This window comes from Bradyrhizobium sp. Ghvi, assembly GCF_900115265.1.
GTDB lineage: Bacteria > Pseudomonadota > Alphaproteobacteria > Rhizobiales > Xanthobacteraceae > Bradyrhizobium.
In genome coordinates this window covers 657,824-676,840 of record NZ_FOVU01000003.1, presented here as the reverse complement: position 1 = coordinate 676,840, position 19,017 = coordinate 657,824, and the positions used below count along the sequence as shown (strand labels likewise).

The window sequence follows — 19,017 nt, the reverse complement described above, 5'->3', positions numbered from 1 at the left end:
GAGGTCTGGATATGCAGATGGCCGGGCGATGCCCGGCCATTGCGATGCTTAGATACCCTTGGCGTCAGCGAAGTGACAGCAAATTCTTACTTCTTGGCGGGAGGCGCCATCTTGCTGTCGGCAGGCTTGGCATCGGCGGGCTTGGCCGCGTCGGCCGGCTTGGCGTCCTTGGACGCGTCCGCCTGGTCCATCCGCTCGACCTTGGCATCCGCGCGGAGCTTGGCGACGTAGTCGGCCTGGGCCTTGCGGGTGACGTACTGCTCGATCTGGGGCTTGACCTGCTCGAAGTCAGGCGCCTTGCGGTTGCGCTTTTCCTCGACCTTGATGACATGCCAGCCGAACTGCGACTTCACGGGGTCGGAGATCTTGCCCGGCTCGAGTGCGAAGGCCACGGCCGAGAATTCCGGCACCATCTGCTCCTTGGTGAAGAAGCCGAGATCACCGCCGTCGGCCGAGCCCGGATCCTTCGACTTCTTCTTGGCGAGCTCGGCGAAATCGGCGCCCTTGTCGAGCTCGGCCTTCACCGCCTTGGCCTCGTCTTCGGTCTCGACCAGGATGTGGCGGGCGCGCACTTCCTGCTCGCCGGTGATCTGCTTGGAAGCCTCCTCATAGACCTTCTTCATGGCCTCGGGGCTGGTGGCGGCCTTGCCCTCGTTGGCGAGCAGGCTGTCCATCAGCAGGCGGTTGCGGGCGAACGCCATCCGCTTCTTGAACTCGTCGCTGTCGGCGACCTTCTTGTCCTCGGCGGCCTTGGCGACGATCTTCATGTCGATCAGGAACGACAGGACGTTCTCGTCCTTGGTCGCCGGATCCATCTGGGCGAGGCTCGGTCCGAGCTCCTCCTCGGCCATGGTGACGTCGCTTTTCTTGATTTCAGCGCCATTGACCTTGGCCAGAACGGGATCGTCGGCCGCCCGGAGCGGGCCCGCGAACGCCAGGGACAGCGCCAGGGCCAGGGAGCCAGCCAGGGCGGACGCATGGCGAAAACGCTGGCCGGTGGTTACCGGGAACGAGGTGGTCATGGAAAATCCTTATGTTGAAGCAGGGGCTGCTTAAGCGGGGCGGACACTCGCCCAATTCAGGGGGGCTTGGCAACGCGAAAAGTCTGTCAAAATGATGAATTAGCGGCAATGCGCCCGCCGTTGACAAGGCCTTGACCGGGCCATATCTCTGCGCGGTCGCGACCATGGCGATGGCGTTTATTTTGCTGCGTTTTTGGCCGTTGAACCCAGACTAGCCCACTTCCCACCCATGTGGCGGATGAGCCCCGAAAGTCCGGGCTCTGGCGCCAAACGGCGTCACGGTGAGTTGATAGGCCGGAGGGTGACGACTTCTTGGCTGCAACGCGGTTAAATCGCGAACACAGGAACTAGGCATGATCGGCGCGCTCGCCCGCAAGTTTTTCGGCTCCGCCAACGACCGGCGGGTGAAGGGATATCAGTCCCGCATCAACGCGATCAACGCGCTGGAGCCCGAGCTCGCCAAACTCTCCGACGAAGCGCTCAAGGCCCGCACCGGCGAGTTCAAGAAGCAGCTTGCCGAAGGCAAGACGCTGGATGACCTCCTGGTGCCCGCCTTCGCCACCGTGCGCGAGGCGGCCAAGCGCACGCTCGGCCAGCGCCATTTCGACGTCCAGCTGATCGGCGGCATGGTGCTTCATGAGGGCGACATCGCCGAGATGAAGACCGGCGAAGGCAAGACGCTGGTCGCAACGCTCGCGGTCTACCTCAACGCTCTTGCGGGTAAAGGCGTCCATGTCGTCACCGTCAACGACTATCTCGCCCGCCGCGACTCCGGCTGGATGGGGCAGATCTACGGCTTCCTCGGCATGACTACGGGCGTGATCGTCCACGGCCTCGACGACGCCGAGCGCAAGGCCGCCTATGCCTGCGACATCACCTACGGCACCAACAACGAATACGGCTTCGACTATCTGCGCGACAACATGAAGTACCGGCTCGAGGACATGGTCCAGCGGCCGCACTTCTTCGCCATCGTCGACGAGGTCGACTCCATCCTGATCGACGAAGCGCGCACGCCGCTGATCATCTCCGGCCCGCTCGACGATCGTTCGGATTTCTACAACACCATCGATTCGTTCCTGCCCAAGCTCGACAAGACCGATTACGAGGTCGACGAGAAGCAGCGCACCGTGACGCTCACTGAAGGCGGCATGGAGAAGATCGAGACCTTGCTGCGCGATGCCGGCCAGCTCAAGGGCGAGTCGCTCTACGACGTCGAGAACGTCTCCGTCGTGCACCACATCAATCAGGCGCTGCGCGCCCACACGCTGTTCACCCGTGACAAGGACTACATCGTCCGCGACGACGAGGTCGTCATCATCGACGAGTTCACGGGACGCATGATGCCGGGCCGCCGCTATTCGGAAGGTCTGCACCAGGCGCTGGAGGCGAAGGAGCACGTCCAGGTCCAGCCCGAGAACCAGACGCTGGCCTCGATCACCTTCCAGAACTACTTCCGCATGTACGAGAAGCTTGCGGGCATGACCGGCACGGCCGCGACCGAAGCGGACGAACTGTTCGACATCTACAAGCTCGAGGTCGTGGAGATCCCGACCAACCTGGCGATCGCGCGTCTCGACGAGGACGATGAGGTCTACCGGACGCAAAAGGAAAAATACCAGGCGATCCTCGCGGAGATCGAGCGCGCGAACGCGCGGCTCCAGCCGGTGCTGGTCGGTACCGCCTCGATCGAGAAATCGGAAGTGCTGGCCGAGTTCCTGAAGCAGAACGGTTACAAGCAGATCGACTTCGGCAAGGAGAATGCGCTCGACAAGCTCTACGCCGCCGCGCGGGCCGGCAAGCCGGCAAAGCTGTTCGCGGTGCTGAACGCGCGCTTCCACGAGCAGGAAGCTTATATCGTGGCGGAGGCCGGCGTGCCCGGCGCGATCACGATCGCGACCAACATGGCCGGCCGCGGTACCGACATCAAGCTCGGCGGCTCGCTCGAGATGCGCATCCAGCAGGAGACTGCGGGCATCGAGGACGAGGCCGAGAAGGCCAAAAAGATCGAGCAGATCAAGGCCGACATCGCGCATTTCCGCGACATCGTGCTGAAGGCGGAGGAGACCGTCGAGATCGAGCCGGCCAAGGGGAGCAAGCCCGCCAAGACCGTGAAGAAGCCCGGCGGGCTCTACATCATCGGCTCCGAGCGGCATGAATCCCGTCGTATCGACAACCAGCTCCGCGGCCGTTCCGGTCGTCAGGGCGACCCCGGCCGCTCGAAATTCTTCCTGTCGCTGGAAGACGATCTGATGCGCATCTTCGGCTCGGATCGCCTCGACAGCATGCTGCAGCGTCTCGGCCTGCAGGAGGGCGAGGCGATCATCCATCCCTGGATCAACAAGGCCTTGGAGAAAGCGCAGCAGAAGGTCGAAGCCCGCAACTTCGACATCCGCAAGAACCTCTTGAAGTTCGACAACGTCCAGAACGACCAGCGCAAGGTGATCTTCGACCAGCGCGTCGACCTGATGAAGGACGACAGCGTCGCCGAGACCGTCGCCGACATGCGTCACGCCTTCATCGAGGATCTCGTCGTCAAGCACGTGCCCGAGCATGCCTATGCCGAACAATGGGATGTCGCCGGGCTGAAGGACGAGCTGAGGCGCGTGCTCGATCTCGACCTGCCGGTCGACGACTGGGCCAAGGAAGAGGGCATCGCCGACGAGGAGCTGCTCAAGCGCATCGAGACCAGGGCCGACGAGCACATGGCCGCCAAGGTCGCGCAATGGGGCCCGGACGTGATGCGTTACGTCGAGAAGACCATCCTGCTCCAGACGCTCGACCATCTCTGGCGCGAGCACCTGATCATGCTCGACCATCTGCGTCAGGTCATCGGCCTGCGCGGCTACGGCCAGCGCGATCCGCTGCAGGAGTACAAGACCGAAGCCTTCAACCTCTTCCAGGAGATGAGCGCGCATCTGCGCGAGGCCGTCACCGCCCAGCTGATGCGGGTCGAGATCGTCCCGCCGGAGCAGGAGGCTCCGGTGCTGCCGCAGATGGAAGCGCACAAGTTCGACCCGAACACCGGCGAAGACGAAATGGCCCTCGCCAGCGTCACGCTGGCCCCGCAGCACACCGATGCCGCGCTGCGCGACCCGAAGAACCCGGCAAGCTGGGGCAAGGTCGGCCGCAACGAGGATTGCCCGTGCGGCTCAGGCAAGAAGTTCAAGCACTGCCACGGCCGGTATGCGTAAGGCCCGAATGTCTTCGTGAGTCGCTAAGCGTTCGTCGCCCGGCCAGTGCACAATTGCGCACCAGGACCGGGCGACCCAGTACGCCGCGGCTTCTCGGTTCAATCACCGTCGTCTCTGGATGACTGGATCGCCCGATTAGATCGGGCGATGACGGCCAAGTATATGGCGCGAGACTCTCTGCGCTTCGTCCCGGCGAAAGCCAGGGCCGCCCCTCAATTCGAACTGTCGATCAAGCTCTCCAGCAGCCGCTTCAGCTCGCTGGTCGACTTGTCGCCGTAGCTCTCCAGGATGTGCTCTTCCTGATCCACTGCGAGCGAGTTGAGCTTCTTGGACAGCACCTTGCCGCGGTCGGAGATGAACATCAGCACCTTGCGGCGGTCGTTGGGGTCCTGCACGCGATAGACCAGCGCGTCGGAGACCATGCGGTCGATCATCTTCGTTAGGGTCGGATGGTTGAGCAGCACCGCGTCTGCAAGCTCGCCCATCGAATGGCCATCGCCGTCCGACAGCACTTTCAGGATGCGCCACTGCTCGACGGGAACTCCCTCCTTGCTCAAGCGCAGTTCCAGCTGCCGGTTGATCTCCCGGTTGGCTTGCGCGAGCAGGTAGGCGAGGTGTTCTGTGATGGGAGCGTTCGATTTTGCCACGGCTAAGACTTCGTCTTGACCCAAATGAGTGAATGTCTTGCAATCAATGCTGCATCTATATGCACTTCAATTGTTGAATATTCAATATTTTCAAAATAGGATCATTGCCCAACAAAAGGGCGGATGCCGCGGCCGCCTGCTCAACGTGCTTTCAGGTCTGGTGCCAGACAGGAGTTGGCGTGCGCACGACGGTAAATTTCCCGGCTCACGGCGGTCCGGCGTTGCCGCCGTCCCTGCTGTTCAGGAATCTGTCGTCATTGGCGGCTGATGGCGCGCTGTTGCCGAACGATCATGCTCTCTTCAAACGGCGTGGCACCAACAAGCTGCGCGTCGGCGGCTTCATTTGCTGCACCGGCTCGCCCGGGATCTGGGGGCCCTGCGCCACCAACAGCGCGCAACTCGCGGTCGCGGAGATCAACAAGCGTGGCGGCATTCTTGGCCGCGAGATCGAACTGTCCATCTATGACGCCGGCGGGCCGCTCGACGAAGTCCTGGACCGCGCCGAGCAGGCCATCGCGTTCGACGAGGTCGACCTGATCCTGGGCCTGCACACCAGTGCGGTCCGCGTCGGCCTGCGCGACGTCACCAGGCGCCATCGCATCCCCTATATCTACACGCCGGTCTATGAGGGCGGCGAGCGCACGCCGGGTGTGATGGCGATCGGCGAGACGCCGCGCTGGCAGAGCCGGCCGTCGATCCACTGGCTCGCCGACGTCAAGAAGGCGCAGCGCTGGTACCTGATCGGCAGCGATTACGTCTGGCCCTGGCAATCGCATCGGGCCGTGAAGAATTACATCAGGGAGACCGGCGGCCACGTTGTCGGCGAGGAGTTCGTTCCGCTCGGCGAGGACAATCACGAGCCGCATCTGGCGCGCATCCGTGCCGCGCGACCCGACGTGGTGCTGATCTCCCTGATCGGCACCGACAGCAGCACCTTCAACCGCGCCTTCGGCGAATGCGGCTTGGGTGCCACCACGCTGCGGCTGGCAGGTGCCATGGACGACACCGTGCTGCTCGGCATCGGCGCCGACAACAGCGAGAACATGTTCTGCGCCTCCGGCTATTTCACCGGCACGGGCACGCGCGCCAATGACGACTTCCAGAGCCGCTACCGCGCGATGTTCGGCCCGAATGCGCCGCCGATCGGCTCGGTCGGACAGTCCGCTTACGAAGGCCTGCGCTTTCTCGAAGCGGTCGCCAACAAGGCCGGCACATTGGCGATGGCGCCGATGCTCGCAGCCGGCCGCAACATTGTCTACAGCGGCGCCCGCGGCGCGGTCACCGTTCGGAATGGACGCGCGCGGATGCCAATGCATCTCGCCGAGGCCGATGGACTCGACTTCAGGCTGATCAAGCCGATCTGACGCGCGAGGCGGCTCGCGCAGGCACCTTTGCAAAATAATACTTGAAAAGGAAAATATTTCCGTTTTGAATGTATGCGCGGGGCCGGTGAGTGCGCGCGTCGTGCCGCAGCGACCGCGCCCAACGTTTCCAAGGGATCGTTTCAAGAAACTTCAGGAGAGCGCCGTGACAGTTGTCCTTCCCACGCCAGCCCAGCTTCGCAGCGTCGCCGAGCAGTGCGACCTTTCGCTGACCGACGACGACGTTGCCTCGTTCCGGGGCCTGATGCAGGGCTCGATCGAGGCCTACAATCTCATTGCCGCGATGCCGGACGAGGTCCCGGAGGTGAAATATCCGCGCACGCCGGGCCATCGGCCGTCGGCCGAAGAGAACCCGCGCAATGCCTGGTACCGCAAGTCCACGGTGAAGGGCGCGACGAGCGGCAAGCTCAAAGGCAAGACCGTCGCGTTGAAGGACAACATCATGCTTGCCGGCGTGCCCATGACCAACGGATCATCGACGCTGGAAGGCTATGTGCCCGATTTCGACGCCACCATCGTCACGCGCATGCTGGACGCCGGTGCCGAGATCGTCGGCAAAACCCATTGCGAGCACTTCTGCCTCTCCGGCGGCAGCCACACCGGCTCCTATGGGCCGGTGCACAATCCGCACAAGATGGGATACTCGGCCGGCGGCTCGTCGTCAGGTTCGGGTGTCGTCGTCGCGCTCGGCGAGGTCGACATGGCGATCGGCGGCGATCAGGGCGGCTCGATCCGCATGCCCTCCTCGTTCTGCGGCATCTATGGCATGAAACCGACCTGGGGCCTCGTGCCCTATACCGGCATCATGCCGATCGAGATCTACGTCGATCATACCGGCCCGATGACGGCGACGGTCGCCGACAACGCACTGCTGCTCGAAGTGCTCGCGGGCGACGACGGCTACGATCCCCGCATCAAGGCACCCAAGGTCGAGGAATACACCAAGGCACTGGGCCAGGGCGTCAAGGGCATGAAGATCGGCATCCTCAAGGAGGGCTTTGAGCAGCCGGGCGCAGAGGCTGCGGTGAACGAAAGCGTGCGCGAAGCAGCGAAGCGATTCAAGGATCTCGGCGCGAGCGTGGAGACGGTGTCGGTCCCGATGCATCTCCTGGGCGGTGCGATCTGGACTCCGATCGGCACCGAAGGACTGACCCAGACCATGATGTTCGGTGACGGCTACGGCCTTTCCCGCGGCGATCTCTATTCGACTTCGCTGATGGATTTCCATCGCGGCTGGCGCCGGCAGGCCGATTCGCTGTCCGAGACCACGAAACTGTTCATGATGCTCGGCACCTACATCAACAACACTTTTGGTCCGCGCTTCTACGGCAAGGCGCTGAACATCTCGCGGCGGCTAACGGCCGCCTACGACAAGGCGCTCGGCGATTACGACCTCCTCTTGCTGCCGACGACGCCCATGAAGGCGACCAAGCTGCCGGAGCCGACCGCCAGCCGCGAGGAGTATGTCGCGCGCGCGCTGGAGATGATCTCCAACACCGCGCCGTTCGACATCACCCATCATCCTGCGATGTCGCTGCCCTGCGGCATGGTCGATGGCCTGCCTGCCGGCTTGATGCTGGTCGGTCGCATGTTCGAGGAAACCACTATCTACCGCGCCGCGCATGCCTTCGAGCAGATCGGCGACTGGAAGAAGATGTGAGCGAGTGTTGATGCAGACGGGCGGAACGCGAAAGCGCTTTCGAGCGAAGTGGATACCGGTTCACGTGAAGAAAACGCGTCAAAAAATGAATCTGTCGCATGGCTAACGCGTTCGTCGCGGCGTTCGAGATCCTGAGCTTCGGCGCGATCATCGTCCTGATCGTGCTGGGGCTCGGAATCATCGCCAGCATGATGGGCATCTTCAACTTTGCGCAGGGCGAGTTCGTCCTGCTCGGGGCCTACATCACCTATCTCGCCTACGCCAACGGCCTGCCGATCTGGGCCGGCATGATCGCCGCGCCCTTCCTGGTCGGTGCGCTCGGCTTCGTGCTGGAGGCGCTGATCATCCGCCGCTTCTACGCCGCGCCGATCGTCGCCATGCTCGGCACCTATGCGCTTGGCCTGATCATCCGCGAATCCGTGCGAGGGCTGATCGGCGGCTTCTATCTCACCGTGCCCGAGCCGATCGGCGGCTCGATCGACATCGGCACCATGCACATCTCGGCGTGGCGTTTCACCATCATCGTCATCACGCTCCTTGTGATGGCGGGCTGCTATCTCTTGCTGTCGCGCACGAGCTTTGGCCTGCGCATGCGCGCCACGCTGGAAAACCCGTCGCTGGCGCGGGCCTCGGGCATCTCCACGCCTCTGATGTACGGCGCCACCTTTGCGTTCGGCTCCGCGCTCGCCGGTCTTGCCGGCGCGCTGATCGTGCCGGTGTTCAGCCTCTATGCGGATCTCGGCATCCGCTTCCTGATCCAGGGCTTTGTCGCGGTCATGGTCGGTGGCGTCGGCTCCTTCATCGGCCCCGTCGCCGGCGCCGGGGTGATCGGCACGCTCAGCGCCGCGCTGCCCTGGCTCATGGCGCCCGTGGTTGCCGATGTCCTCGTCTTCGTTCTTGCCATTGCCTTCATCAAATTACGGCCGCAGGGCCTCATCGCTGGAAAAGGGGTTTAGTCATATGTTGGATCGTCAGCTTTCGCGTCGCCGGTTCCTGTCCAATTTCGCCTTCGCGTCCGGCGCGGTCGCGACCGGGGTCGGCAGCTGGGTGATCCCGGCGCCATGGGCCAATGCGGCCGAAGCTCCGATCAAGGTCGGCATCGCCACCGACCTCACCGGCCCGATTGCCTATGCCGGCAATGCCGACGCCAATGTCGCCAAGATGGTGATCAAGGAGATCAATGCCTCAGGCGGCCTGCTCGGTCGTCCGCTGGAGCTCTACATCGAGGACACCGCGTCGAACGAATCGGTGGCGGTCGGCAACGTGCGCAAGCTGATCCAGCGCGACAAGGTCGACATGGTGCTCGGCGGCATCACCTCGTCGATGCGCAATGCGATCAAGGACCCGATCGTGGCGCGCGGCAAGACGCTCTACATCTATCCGCAGCTCTACGAAGGCAAGGAGTGCACCCCGTATCTATTCTGCACCGGGCCGACGCCGGCGCAGCAATGCGACGAGTTCATCCCCTGGCTGATCAAGAATGGCGGCAAGAAGTTCGCGCTGCCGAGCGCCAATTACGTCTGGCCCCACACGCTCAACGTCTATGCCCGCAAGGTGATCGAAGCCAACGGCGGCGAGGTCGTGTTCGAGGAATACTATCCGCTCGACCAGATCGACTTCTCCTCGACCGTCAACCGCATCATCTCCAACAAGGTCGACGTCGTCTTCAACACGGTCATCCCGCCCGGCGTCGGCCCGTTCTTCAAGCAGCTCTATGAAGCCGGATTCCTCAAGAACGGCGGGCGGCTGGCCTGCGTCTACTATGACGAGAACACGCTGAACATCAATCAGGCCAACGAGATCGAAGGGCTCGCCAGCTGCCTCGACTATTTCAAGGTGCTCACCAAGGAGAACCCGTTCGACGCGAAAATCCAGGCGGCTTACGAGAAGGATTTTCCGGGCAACTTCCTGTTCGCCGCCGGCAGCGCTGCGACCGGCACCTATCGCGGCCTCAAGCTGTGGGAAGCCGCCGTCAAGGAGGCCGGCAAGATCGACCGCGAGTCCGTCGCCGCCGCGCTCGACCATGCCAAGATCGCAGAGGGCCCGGGCGGGCCTGCCGAGATGGTGCCCGGCAAGCGGCACTGCAAGATGAAGATGTACACCGCGGTCGCCAAGGGCGGGAATTACGAGATCGTCGCGCGCAGCGAGGGTCTGGTCGATCCCAAGGAATGCTGAGGCGGAATGCCGAAGTCGATGAGTGTGACAAGAGAGGCGATCGCCGGCGACGAAGCGGACGAGGCGACGGCTGAACGTGTGGCGGCGGGACAGGTCAAGGAACTCGTCAAGCAACACGTCAAGGAACACGTCAAGGCAGGACGAAAAGTCCTGCCGATCGTGGAGGGTGCGGCGCTCGTCGCCGCGCTGGCCGCCCCGCTGCTGCTGCAGGACTATCTCACCGTGTTCGCGACGCGTGTGATCATCCTCGCGCTGTTCGCGCTGTCGTTCGACCTCGTCTGGGGTTATGCCGGCATCATGAGCTTTGGTCAGGCCCTGTTCTTCGGTTCGGCCGGCTACGGCGTCGCGCTGCTCGCGCGCGATCTCGACATCACCAACATCTTCCTGGTGCTGCCCGCGGGCACCCTGATCGGCCTCACCTTCGCGCTGCTGCTCGGCGGCTTCCTGCTGCTGGGCCGGCACCCCTCCAGCGTGATCTTCGTGTCGCTGGGCACGCTGACCGGCTCCTATGCCGCCGACCGCCTCGCGCGCGGCTGGTATTATCTCGGCGGTCAGAACGGAATCCCCTCGATCGCGCCGATGACAGCAGGTGGTTACGAATTCTCGGAAGGGCCGGCGTTCTATTATCTCGTGCTCGGCATTCTCGTCGTCGTCTACCTGCTTTGCCGCTTTCTGGTGCGCTCGCAGTTCGGGCTCGCGCTGGCGGGCTTGCGCGAGAACGAGCAGCGCATCGCCTTCTTCGGTTACAAGGCGCAGCATCTGAAAGCGATCATCTTCGCGATCGGCGGCGCCATCGCAGGTCTCGCCGGCAGCCTCTATGCCTTCCACGAAGGTTTTGTCTGGCCCAACATGGTCGGCGTCGTCGTCTCGACCCAGGTGGTGCTCTACGTGCTCTTCGGCGGCTCCGGCACGCTGATCGGTGCCGTCATCGGCACGGTCATTGTCGAGGGCGTCAGCTTCTGGCTCTCGGACAATTACCGCGACATCTGGCCGATCATTCTGGGCGTGTTATTGCTGCTCGTGATCCTGTTCAGGCCGCTCGGCCTGATCAGCTTTGTGCTTGGCGAACGCGAGCGGGTCGGTAGCTTCGGTGCCAAGGTCAAGGAGAAGCAAAATGCCGCTCCTTGAAGCCGCGGGCGTCTCGAAGATCTTTGGCAAGCTCACTGCCCTCGACGGCGCCGCGCTCACCGTCGGCGAGAACGAGTTTCACGGGCTGATCGGTCCGAACGGCTCCGGCAAGAGCACGCTGATGAAGTGCATTGCCGGCGCCGAAGTACCGACGCAGGGCAGGGTCAGCTTCGTCAACACCGACATCACCGCGTTCACGCCGACCGAGCGGGCGCGGGCCGGCATGAGCCTGAAATTCCAGATCACGTCAGTGCTGCCGTCGCTGACGCTCTACGACAACATCCTGCTGGCGCTGCAGGCGCAGTCCTCGCTGCTCGATCTCGTGTTCTCGCGCACCAGGGGCGCGCTGCATGATCAGGTCATGACCATGCTGACGCAATTCCGGCTCGCCGACCGCGCCTTCGAAGCGGCAGCCGCGCTCTCGCATGGCCAGCAGCAATGGCTGGAGATCGCGATGGCGCTCGCGGGCAAGCCGAAGCTGTTGCTGCTGGACGAGCCGACCGGCGGCATGAGCCTCGAGGAGCGCCGTGTCACCGGCGAACTGCTCCAGCCGATCAAGAAACATTGCTCGCTGGTCATCGTCGAGCACGACCTCGATTTCATCCGCGACATCTGTGACCGATTGACCGTGCTCGACCAGGGCAAGGTGCTGGCATCGGGCACCGTGTCGGAGATCCAGGCCAATCAATCCGTCCAGGAGATCTATCTGCGCCGTGCCTGAATTTTTGGACATCAAGCATCTCGACGCCGGCTATGGCCGCAGCCAGGTCCTGTTCGACGTCACCGTCGGTATCCCCTGGCGCGGCGGCGTTGCCGTGCTCGGGCGCAACGGCGCCGGCAAGACCACGCTGATGAAGACCATCGTCGGCGAGCTGCCGGCGTGGAAGGGCGAGGTTGGCTTCGACGGCCGCGACATCAGCCGCCGCCGGCCCGAGGAACGCGTCCGCGCCGGCATCGGCTATGTGCCGCAGGAGCATTCGGTGTTCGCGCGCCTCTCGGTACGCGACAATCTCGCGGTCGGTTCACTCTTCAACAAGGATGCCAATGCAGTCGACCGCGTGCTGACAATCTTTCCGAAACTCGGCCAGCGCCTCGACCAGCCCGCCGGCACGCTCTCCGGCGGCGAGCGCAAGATGCTCGCCATCGGCCGCGCCATGCTGGGTGATCCCAAATTGCTGCTGCTCGACGAGCCGACCGAAGGCGTCTGGATCGGCGTGATCGAGGAGATCACCGAGCGCCTGATCGAGCTCGCCAAGAACATTGCCGTCGTCATCGTCGAGCAGCACCTCGACCTCGCGCTCCGCGTTGCGGACTACGCCTATGTGCTGGATCGTGGCCGCGTCGCGCTTCAGGGCGAAGCGGGCGAGGTCAGGGGCAATCCGGAGCTGATGCGGTATCTGGCGCCGTAGCATTTTGCGAAGCCGTCGCTCTTGCCCAGAACTCAACTGTCGTGCCCCGGCTTGACCGGGGGCATCCAGCACGTCGCGGCTGATCGCTTCAACAACTGCTGTCTCTGGAATACTGGATCGCCCGCCTTCGCGGGCGATGACAGCGGAGCGCGTTTCGACGGCGAACCCGCGCTTACTTCACCGCGCCAAAGCGGCTGTCGAACGAGTTCGACGACACGACAGGTGCGGCGCCAGCGAGCTGGCCACCGCCGCTACCCGCTACATTACCCGCACCCTCATTCACCGACGGCTTCAGCGAAGGCCGCGTTGCTGCGAGCTTGGTTTCGGCGGGCTTGGCCGGCTCGGCGGGCTTCGCGGCGACGGCCGGCTTGTCCTTTGCGGATTCGCGATGGACGAGGTGGGTCACCGCGGCCTTCAGCTTGGAGGCCGCGCTCGGCGCTGCGGGCGCGGGAGCAACCGACGCGGTCGCTTGCGGCGGCGGCGTGGCCGCTGTCGCGTCGGCGGTGCCGAGGCCCATCTTACGGCCGAGATTGGAGAAGAAGCCGCCGGATTTCTCCGCAGTCGCGACACGCGTGTTTGTCGCGGGCGCGCTGACGGCGACGACCGGCTCTTCCTGCGACGTGGTTGCGGTCGGCTCGAGGTTCGGCTTCGGCGGATTGACGGTGCCGGGGATGGTGCCCGGTGCCTTCGACATCGCCAGCATCTGTAGCGTATTGCCTTCGGCGCTCTCCGACAGGCCGGTGGAGCCTTCCGGAATCTTCGCCGCGAAAATCTTGTTCATGCCGCCGTCGATGCCGGTGTTCAGGCGCGCCACAGGCGTGCCCTTGGCGACGAGCTTGTTGTACTCGGCCTCGTCGCGCTGCTCCTTCTCACGCACGGCGCTGGCGATCTCCTCGGGGATCACATAGGCCGGGCACTTGGCGGACGCGTCGAAGACGGGATCGCGCTTGGCGTCGGGCGCCTTGGCCGCGTCGAACACGTATTTCTTCTCGCAGAAATCGACCTTCGGCTCCCGCCGCGTCACCTCGAAATGATCATAGCCTTCCTTGATCATCCGCCAGAACGGCATGTTCGGGTTGTTGCGGTGCTTGGCCATGTTCACCGGCGTCATCCGGAACGGATAGGCCTGGAACTGGAACGCCTTCTGGCCGCCGAAGAAGGACTCGCGGCCGAGCGAATAGATCTCCGCGATCTGCTCGTCCGTCATCGCGTAGCAGCCGCGCGAGGAGCAATCGCCGTGCACCATCAGCTGCGAGCCGGTGCGGCCCAGCGCCTTGTCGAAGGCATTCGGGAAGCCGGTGTTGAACGAGAGGTAATACGCCGATTGCGGATTCATCTGGCTCGGATTGATCGAGTAGAATCCTTCCGGCGCCTGGCGATCGCCTTCGCGCACCTTGGGGCCGAGATCGCCCGACCAGCGGCAGATCGGATAGGTCTTGAGCAGCGCGAACTGGCCGTTGCGGGTCTGCTTCCAGACCTCGAGCTCGGCCTCCTGCTTGAACAGGCGGATCAGGATCGGCGATTGCAGGTCCATGTCCTTCTCGGCCATCGCGGCGACGAGCTTGGGCGAGACCGGCTGGTTGGCCTTGGCGTTGGTCGCCAGCGACACCTGATCGGTGTCACAGCCGGCCAGCACAACGCTGGCGGCAAGCGCAACCGAAGCCAAGAGCGCGCGAGCAAGCGAACGAGAATTCAAGATGGACCCCACAACGTGCCGGGCGGAAGCGCGAACCCCGATTTCTTGGAGCATGGCCTGACCGGAAAGCCGGACTTTTTCAGACCAAGCCCCAGCGCTTATGCCCTGAAGCCATTGATTAAAATTCTAACCTCCGCACCCCGGGGTCGCAACCCGAGCAGACATCACGAGCCCGTTGGCCCAAAGGCGTGGTCAACAGAGACTTAAAACTGGCCGGAACTTGGACTTTGCCGCGGAACCGGTACTGAGATCGCCGATTTGGGCAAAAAAAGGGTTAATGCGGGGTTACCGGGGCGGCCTGGAGCAGGTGCAGTGCCGTAGGGTGGCTTAGCCCTGCAGATGCGCAAAGCGCATCTGTTCGGCGTAACCCACCTCTTTGGTCCCCGCGGAGGCAGACCGTGGCGGGTTACGCCTTCGGCTAACCCACCCTACACACCGGAATCAGTCCGAATCAGCCCAGTTTCCGGCCGATATCGAGGAATTTCTGCCGGCGCTGCTTGCGGATGGCATCGCCGTCCATGCCGCGGAGCTCGTCGAACGCCTTGGCGATGGCTTCCCCGGTCGTGGCGATCATGGCAGCGGGGTCGCGGTGGGCGCCGCCGACCGGCTCCTTCAGGATCGCGTCGATCACCCCGAAGCGCAGCATGTCTTGCGCCGTGATCTTCATGTTGTTGGCGGCTTCCTGCGCCTTGCTGCCGTCGCGCCAGAGGATGGAGGAGGCGGCTTCCGGCGAGATCACGCTGTAGATCGCGTGCTCCAGCATCAAGACCTTGTTGGCGGTGGTGATCGCAATCGCTCCCCCCGACATGCCCTCGCCGGTGATGATGGCGACGTTCGGCACGGTCAGCGCCATGCAGGCGTCGGTCGAGCGCGCGATGGCTTCGGCTTGTCCCCGCTCCTCGGCGCCGATGCCGGGATAGGCGCCGGCGGAGTCAGCGAGCGACAGCACGGGCAGGCCGAATCGCTCGGCCATCTCCATCAGCCGCACGCATTTGCGATAGCCTTCCGGCCGCGCCATGCCGAAATTGTGCTTGATGCGGCTCTCGGTGGAATCGCCCTTTTCCTGGCCCATCACGCAGATCGGTTCGCCGCGGAAACGGCCGAAGCCCGCGACCAGCGCCTCGTCCTCGCCGAACTTGCGGTCGCCGGCCAGCGGAGTGAATTCGGTGATCAGGCCCTTGATGAAGTCATTGAAATGCGGCCGCTGCGGATGCCGGGCCACCAGCGTCTTCTGCCACGGCGTCAGATTGAGATAGAGATCGGCCAGCGCCTGCGCCGCCTTGTCCTCGATCCGGCCGATCTCCTCGGCGATGTCCGTGCCGGAAGCGGCCAGCATCCGCAGCTCGTCAACCTTGGAATCGAGCTCGGCGACCGGCTTTTCGAAGTCGAGATAGCTGCGCATCTGATCTGGCATCGTTTCAATATAGGGGGACCGGGACGACGAGGCGAAGCGAGGTTTGGGGTCGCGGAAAGAAGTGTAGCGTCTTCAATGAGTTGGCTTGTGTGCTGTGAACAGCCCGCCAAATCAATCGTGAAGCCCCGGCTCTTTCTGCGGAGATGTGGCCGAAGTCAAGGCGGTTTCGGCCGCCGCCGCGCGGCGGCGGCTACTTCTCCGCCAGCGGGTGCAGGTCACGCACCAGGCTCTTCAGCCGCTCCTCGACCACGTGGGTGTAGATCTGGGTGGTCGAGATGTCGGTATGGCCGAGCAGGGTCTGCACGATGCGCAAATCGGCACCATTGTGGAGCAAGTGGCTGGCGAAGGCGTGCCGCAGCACGTGCGGGGAAACCAGCCGGGCCTGCAGACCTGAGGCGACCGCGAGCTCCTTCAAATCGCGGGCGAAATGCTGCCGCGTCAGATGTCCACTCTCGCCGAAGGAGGGAAACAGCCATTTCGAGGCGGCGAGGCTGCCCTTCTTTTCGCCTTTCGCGGCTTCCGTCGCGGCGAGATAGTCCGTCATCGCCTGGCGCGAGGCCTCGTTCAGCGGCACCAGACGTTCCTTGTCGCCCTTGCCGCGCACCACGATCATGCGGGCGTCGCGCTTGGCTGCCGAGCGCGGCAGCGACACCAGCTCGGAGACGCGCAGGCCCGTGGCGTAGAGCACCTCGAGCAGACAATAGAGCCGCAAGGCCCGCAGCCGCTGCGACGGCGAGGCGTCCGCCGCCTCGCTCATTTCCTTGGCGCGGCGGAGCATGCGGTCGACATCTGATATCGACAGCACCTTCGGCAGGCCGCGGCCGCGCTTGGGGCCTGACAGGATCGCGGCGGGATCTTCGGTCCGGATGCGCTCGTTCAGCAGAAAGCGGAACAGATGCCGCATCGCCGACAGCCGCCGCGCGACGCTGGAGGATTTGAAGCCGCGCGCATCGAGATCGCCAAGATAATCGCGCAGGATTTGCGTTTCGGCGTCCACAAAGCTGTGGCCGACACGGCCGAGAAACTCGGAGAAATCGGTGAGGTCGCGCCTGTAGGCATCGAGCGTGTTGGGCCCGGCGCCCTGTTCCGCCGCGAGCATGTCGAGGAACAGGCCGGTGAGCCTGGCGTCTGAGGGCTTGCTGGCGGAGGATTTGCGCATGCCCTTCAGGCTATCTCCTATTTCTTGAGAAACTTATCCGGCGGGATCGTCACCGTCATTTCCCGCGGCTTCGGATTGACGAAGTTGGCCAGCGCGAACACCACGCCATAGACGATGCCGGCGATCACGGCGACGACCGTCAGGAAGCGGAACAGGCTGGGCATCGGGCAAGGTCTCGACGAGAGGCTGGAACAAGCAAATTAACCAATGAAATCATCCAACATGTTCGCCTGATCATAGCAAGAGTCCTCTGGCGAGGGCCCCGAGGGGGTCGTATAGGTGGCCGGGATGCCGCCTTTGGCGGCAGATCGAGCGAGATCCAATCGAGCGAAATGATGCCCGACGCCGCGTTGCCAGCACAAGCGAGCCCCGAGGCCGACATCCTGTCGGCGCTCGGCAAGCGTTCGATCGTGCTGGTCGGAATGATGGGCGTCGGCAAATCGACCATCGGCCGCCGCATGGCGGCACGGCTCAAGCTGCCCTTCGTCGACGCCGATACCGAGATCGAGGCGGCGGCCGGCATGACCATACCGGAGATTTTCGAGCGCCATGGCGAGCCGCATTTCCGGGATGGCGAGGCGCGGGTGATCGCGCGCCTCCTCGATGGCGGACCGGTGGTGCTGGCGACCGGCGGCGGCGCCTTCATGCGTGAGGAGACGCGAAGCCGCATCGCGGCCAAGGCGATCTCGATCTGGCTCAAGGCCGACCATGACGTCATCATGCGCCGAGTCCGCCGCCGCGCCGACCGTCCGCTGCTGCAGACCGCCGATCCCGAGGGAACCGTGACGCGCCTGCTCACCGAGCGCGAGCCGGTCTACAGCCATGCCGACCTCACCATCGCCTCGCGCGACGTGCCGCACGACAGGATCGTCGACGAGACCATCGCGACGCTGCACGCGTATCTCTGCGGCGAGCCGGCCGCTCAACCTCCTGCCGACGTTGCGAGTGCCGTTCGATGACCGCGCCCTTGAAGCATTCCGATCCTGTCAATGTCGACGTCGCGCTCGGTGACCGCGCCTACGACATCGTCATCGGCCGTGGTGTGCTGGCTTCGCTCGGCGAACGGGTTGCCGCGTTGCGCCCCGGTGTGCGCACCGCCATCGTCACCGACCGCACCGTTGCCAAATACTGGCTCGAGCCAACGGAAGCCTCGCTCGCGGCCGCCGGCATTCCGACCTCGCGCGTCGTCGTCGAGGAAGGCGAGATTTCCAAGACCTATGCGGGCCTTGAAAAGGTCAGCGAAGCCCTGATTGCCGCCAGGATCGAGCGCAACGATCTCGTCATCGCGCTCGGCGGCGGGGTCGTCGGCGATCTCGCCGGTTTTGCCGCTGCGATCCTGCGTCGCGGCGTCGATTTCGTGCAGGTACCGACCTCGCTGCTGGCGCAGGTCGATTCATCCGTCGGCGGCAAGACCGGCATCAACTCGCCGCAGGGCAAGAATTTGCTCGGGGCCTTCCATCAGCCGGTGCTTGTCATTGCGGACACCGCCGTGCTCGACACGTTGTCGCCGCGGCAATTCCGTGCCGGCTATGCCGAGGTCGCCAAGTACGGCGTGCTCGGCGACGAGGCCTTCTTCAGCTGGCTGGAGAAGAACCATTCGGACATCTTCAAGGGCGGCTCTGCGCGCGAGCATGCGATCGCGACCTCCTGCCGCGCCAAGGCTGGCGTCGTCTCGCGCGACGAGCGCGAGACCGGCGAGCGCGCGCTACTCAATCTCGGTCACACCTTCGGACACGCGCTGGAAGCCGCAACCGGATTCTCCGACCGCCTGTTCCACGGCGAGGGCGTCGCGATCGGCATGACCCTGGCGGCGCAGTTTTCCGCAAAACTCGGCATGATCGGCGAGGCTGATGCCATCCGTGTCGAGCGTCACCTCATCGACGCCGGTCTTCCGACGCGCCTGCAGGATATCGCCGGTTTCGCGCAGGAGGGCCTTGCGGATGCCGATGCGCTGATGACGCTGATGGCGCAGGACAAGAAGGTCAAGCGCGGCAAGCTCACCTTCATCCTGCTCGAAGCCGTGGGGCGCGCCGTCATCGCCAGGGATGTCGAGCCGACCCCGGTGCGCGACTTCCTGAAGGACAAGCTCGCCCTCAAGGCGTGAGGCGCGGCGGAACGGCGTCAAAACAAG

Annotated in this window: 16 protein-coding genes; 10 read left to right on the top strand and 6 right to left on the bottom strand. The window is 64.1% G+C overall.

The genetic code is table 11. The features are described from left to right. Positions 1–86: 86 nt before the first annotated feature. A complete protein-coding gene (locus tag BM374_RS14445; protein WP_092293093.1) occupies positions 87–1,022 on the bottom strand; it encodes a peptidylprolyl isomerase in 936 nt (311 codons plus the stop codon). Between the two features lie 353 nt (positions 1,023–1,375). On the opposite strand from BM374_RS14445, the gene secA reads away from it, so the two are divergent. After that, the gene (gene secA / locus BM374_RS14440) at positions 1,376–4,216 is read left to right on the top strand and encodes a preprotein translocase subunit SecA (protein WP_092293091.1); all 2,841 of its coding nucleotides are present in this window, start codon (positions 1,376–1,378) and stop codon (positions 4,214–4,216) included. A gap of 212 nt (positions 4,217–4,428) precedes the next feature. Here the strand turns inward: secA and BM374_RS14435 are convergent, their stop codons facing one another. After that, positions 4,429–4,863: a MarR family winged helix-turn-helix transcriptional regulator gene (locus tag BM374_RS14435; RefSeq protein WP_092293089.1), complete on the bottom strand. Its 435-nt coding sequence runs from the start codon at positions 4,861–4,863 to the stop codon at positions 4,429–4,431. Positions 4,864–5,042: 179 nt separating this feature from the next. Here BM374_RS14435 and BM374_RS14430 point away from each other — a divergent pair, with 179 nt between their 5' ends. The 7 genes from BM374_RS14430 (at position 5,043) to BM374_RS14400 (ending at position 12,617) form a co-directional block, all read left to right on the top strand. After that, the gene (locus BM374_RS14430) at positions 5,043–6,227 is read left to right on the top strand and encodes a substrate-binding domain-containing protein (protein WP_092293086.1); all 1,185 of its coding nucleotides are present in this window, start codon (positions 5,043–5,045) and stop codon (positions 6,225–6,227) included. Between the two features lie 163 nt (positions 6,228–6,390). Continuing rightward, positions 6,391–7,905 carry an amidase gene (locus BM374_RS14425; RefSeq protein WP_092293490.1) on the top strand — a complete coding sequence of 505 codons (1,515 nt, stop codon included), beginning with the start codon at positions 6,391–6,393 and terminating at the stop codon, positions 7,903–7,905. 98 nt (positions 7,906–8,003) lie between these two features. Next, positions 8,004–8,861 carry a branched-chain amino acid ABC transporter permease gene (locus BM374_RS14420; RefSeq protein ID WP_092293084.1) on the top strand — a complete coding sequence of 286 codons (858 nt, stop codon included), beginning with the start codon at positions 8,004–8,006 and terminating at the stop codon, positions 8,859–8,861. Positions 8,862–8,865: 4 nt separating this feature from the next. Beyond that, positions 8,866–10,080: a substrate-binding protein gene (locus BM374_RS14415; protein WP_092293082.1), complete on the top strand. Its 1,215-nt coding sequence runs from the start codon at positions 8,866–8,868 to the stop codon at positions 10,078–10,080. Positions 10,081–10,086: 6 nt separating this feature from the next. Continuing rightward, positions 10,087–11,208, top strand: a complete 1,122-nt coding sequence (locus BM374_RS14410; RefSeq protein WP_092293080.1) for a branched-chain amino acid ABC transporter permease — start codon at positions 10,087–10,089, stop codon at positions 11,206–11,208. Beyond that, on the top strand, positions 11,195–11,929 hold the full coding sequence (locus BM374_RS14405) for an ABC transporter ATP-binding protein (protein ID WP_092293078.1): 735 nt from the start codon (positions 11,195–11,197) through the stop codon (positions 11,927–11,929). Before BM374_RS14410 ends, BM374_RS14405 begins: the two co-directional genes overlap by 14 nt. Next, entirely contained in the window at positions 11,922–12,617 is a 696-nt protein-coding gene (locus tag BM374_RS14400) for an ABC transporter ATP-binding protein (RefSeq protein ID WP_092293076.1), read from the top strand. Before BM374_RS14405 ends, BM374_RS14400 begins: the two co-directional genes overlap by 8 nt. Positions 12,618–12,789: 172 nt before the next feature. On the opposite strand, the gene BM374_RS14395 is transcribed toward BM374_RS14400, so the two are convergent. The 4 genes from BM374_RS14395 to BM374_RS14380 form a co-directional block, all read right to left on the bottom strand. Beyond that, positions 12,790–14,313 (bottom strand): L,D-transpeptidase family protein, encoded by a 1,524-nt coding sequence (locus tag BM374_RS14395; protein ID WP_244552587.1) that lies wholly within the window; start codon positions 14,311–14,313, stop codon positions 12,790–12,792. Between the two features lie 451 nt (positions 14,314–14,764). Further along, a complete protein-coding gene (locus BM374_RS14390) occupies positions 14,765–15,727 on the bottom strand; it encodes an acetyl-CoA carboxylase carboxyltransferase subunit alpha (protein ID WP_092293072.1) in 963 nt (320 codons plus the stop codon). A 190-nt stretch (positions 15,728–15,917) separates the two neighbouring features. Next, positions 15,918–16,886 carry a site-specific tyrosine recombinase XerD gene (xerD, locus tag BM374_RS14385; protein WP_092293070.1) on the bottom strand — a complete coding sequence of 323 codons (969 nt, stop codon included), beginning with the start codon at positions 16,884–16,886 and terminating at the stop codon, positions 15,918–15,920. A 17-nt stretch (positions 16,887–16,903) separates the two neighbouring features. Continuing rightward, positions 16,904–17,050: a hypothetical protein gene (locus tag BM374_RS14380; RefSeq protein ID WP_035669499.1), complete on the bottom strand. Its 147-nt coding sequence runs from the start codon at positions 17,048–17,050 to the stop codon at positions 16,904–16,906. Between the two features lie 171 nt (positions 17,051–17,221). On the opposite strand from BM374_RS14380, the gene BM374_RS14375 reads away from it, so the two are divergent. Beyond that, positions 17,222–17,845, top strand: a complete 624-nt coding sequence (locus BM374_RS14375; RefSeq protein WP_177248290.1) for a shikimate kinase — start codon at positions 17,222–17,224, stop codon at positions 17,843–17,845. Continuing rightward, positions 17,842–18,990 (top strand): 3-dehydroquinate synthase, encoded by a 1,149-nt coding sequence (gene aroB / locus BM374_RS14370; protein ID WP_092293066.1) that lies wholly within the window; start codon positions 17,842–17,844, stop codon positions 18,988–18,990. Before BM374_RS14375 ends, aroB begins: the two co-directional genes overlap by 4 nt. The last annotated feature ends 27 nt before the right edge of the window (positions 18,991–19,017 follow it).

Bases quoted from the DNA above. Each gene is read 5' to 3' on its own strand.
- BM374_RS14375 (WP_177248290.1), top strand. From the start codon at position 17,222: ATGCCCGACGCCGCGTTGCCAGCACAAGCGAGCCCCGAGGCCGACATC.
- secA (WP_092293091.1), top strand. From the start codon at position 1,376: ATGATCGGCGCGCTCGCCCGCAAGTTTTTCGGCTCCGCCAACGACCGG.
- BM374_RS14420 (WP_092293084.1), top strand. From the start codon at position 8,004: ATGGCTAACGCGTTCGTCGCGGCGTTCGAGATCCTGAGCTTCGGCGCG.
- BM374_RS14410 (WP_092293080.1), top strand. From the start codon at position 10,087: ATGCCGAAGTCGATGAGTGTGACAAGAGAGGCGATCGCCGGCGACGAA.
- aroB (WP_092293066.1), top strand. From the start codon at position 17,842: ATGACCGCGCCCTTGAAGCATTCCGATCCTGTCAATGTCGACGTCGCG.
- BM374_RS14405 (WP_092293078.1), top strand. From the start codon at position 11,195: ATGCCGCTCCTTGAAGCCGCGGGCGTCTCGAAGATCTTTGGCAAGCTC.
- BM374_RS14415 (WP_092293082.1), top strand. From the start codon at position 8,866: ATGTTGGATCGTCAGCTTTCGCGTCGCCGGTTCCTGTCCAATTTCGCC.
- BM374_RS14380 (WP_035669499.1), bottom strand. From the start codon at position 17,050: ATGCCCAGCCTGTTCCGCTTCCTGACGGTCGTCGCCGTGATCGCCGGC.
- BM374_RS14445 (WP_092293093.1), bottom strand. From the start codon at position 1,022: ATGACCACCTCGTTCCCGGTAACCACCGGCCAGCGTTTTCGCCATGCG.
- BM374_RS14390 (WP_092293072.1), bottom strand. From the start codon at position 15,727: ATGCCAGATCAGATGCGCAGCTATCTCGACTTCGAAAAGCCGGTCGCC.
- xerD (WP_092293070.1), bottom strand. From the start codon at position 16,886: ATGCGCAAATCCTCCGCCAGCAAGCCCTCAGACGCCAGGCTCACCGGC.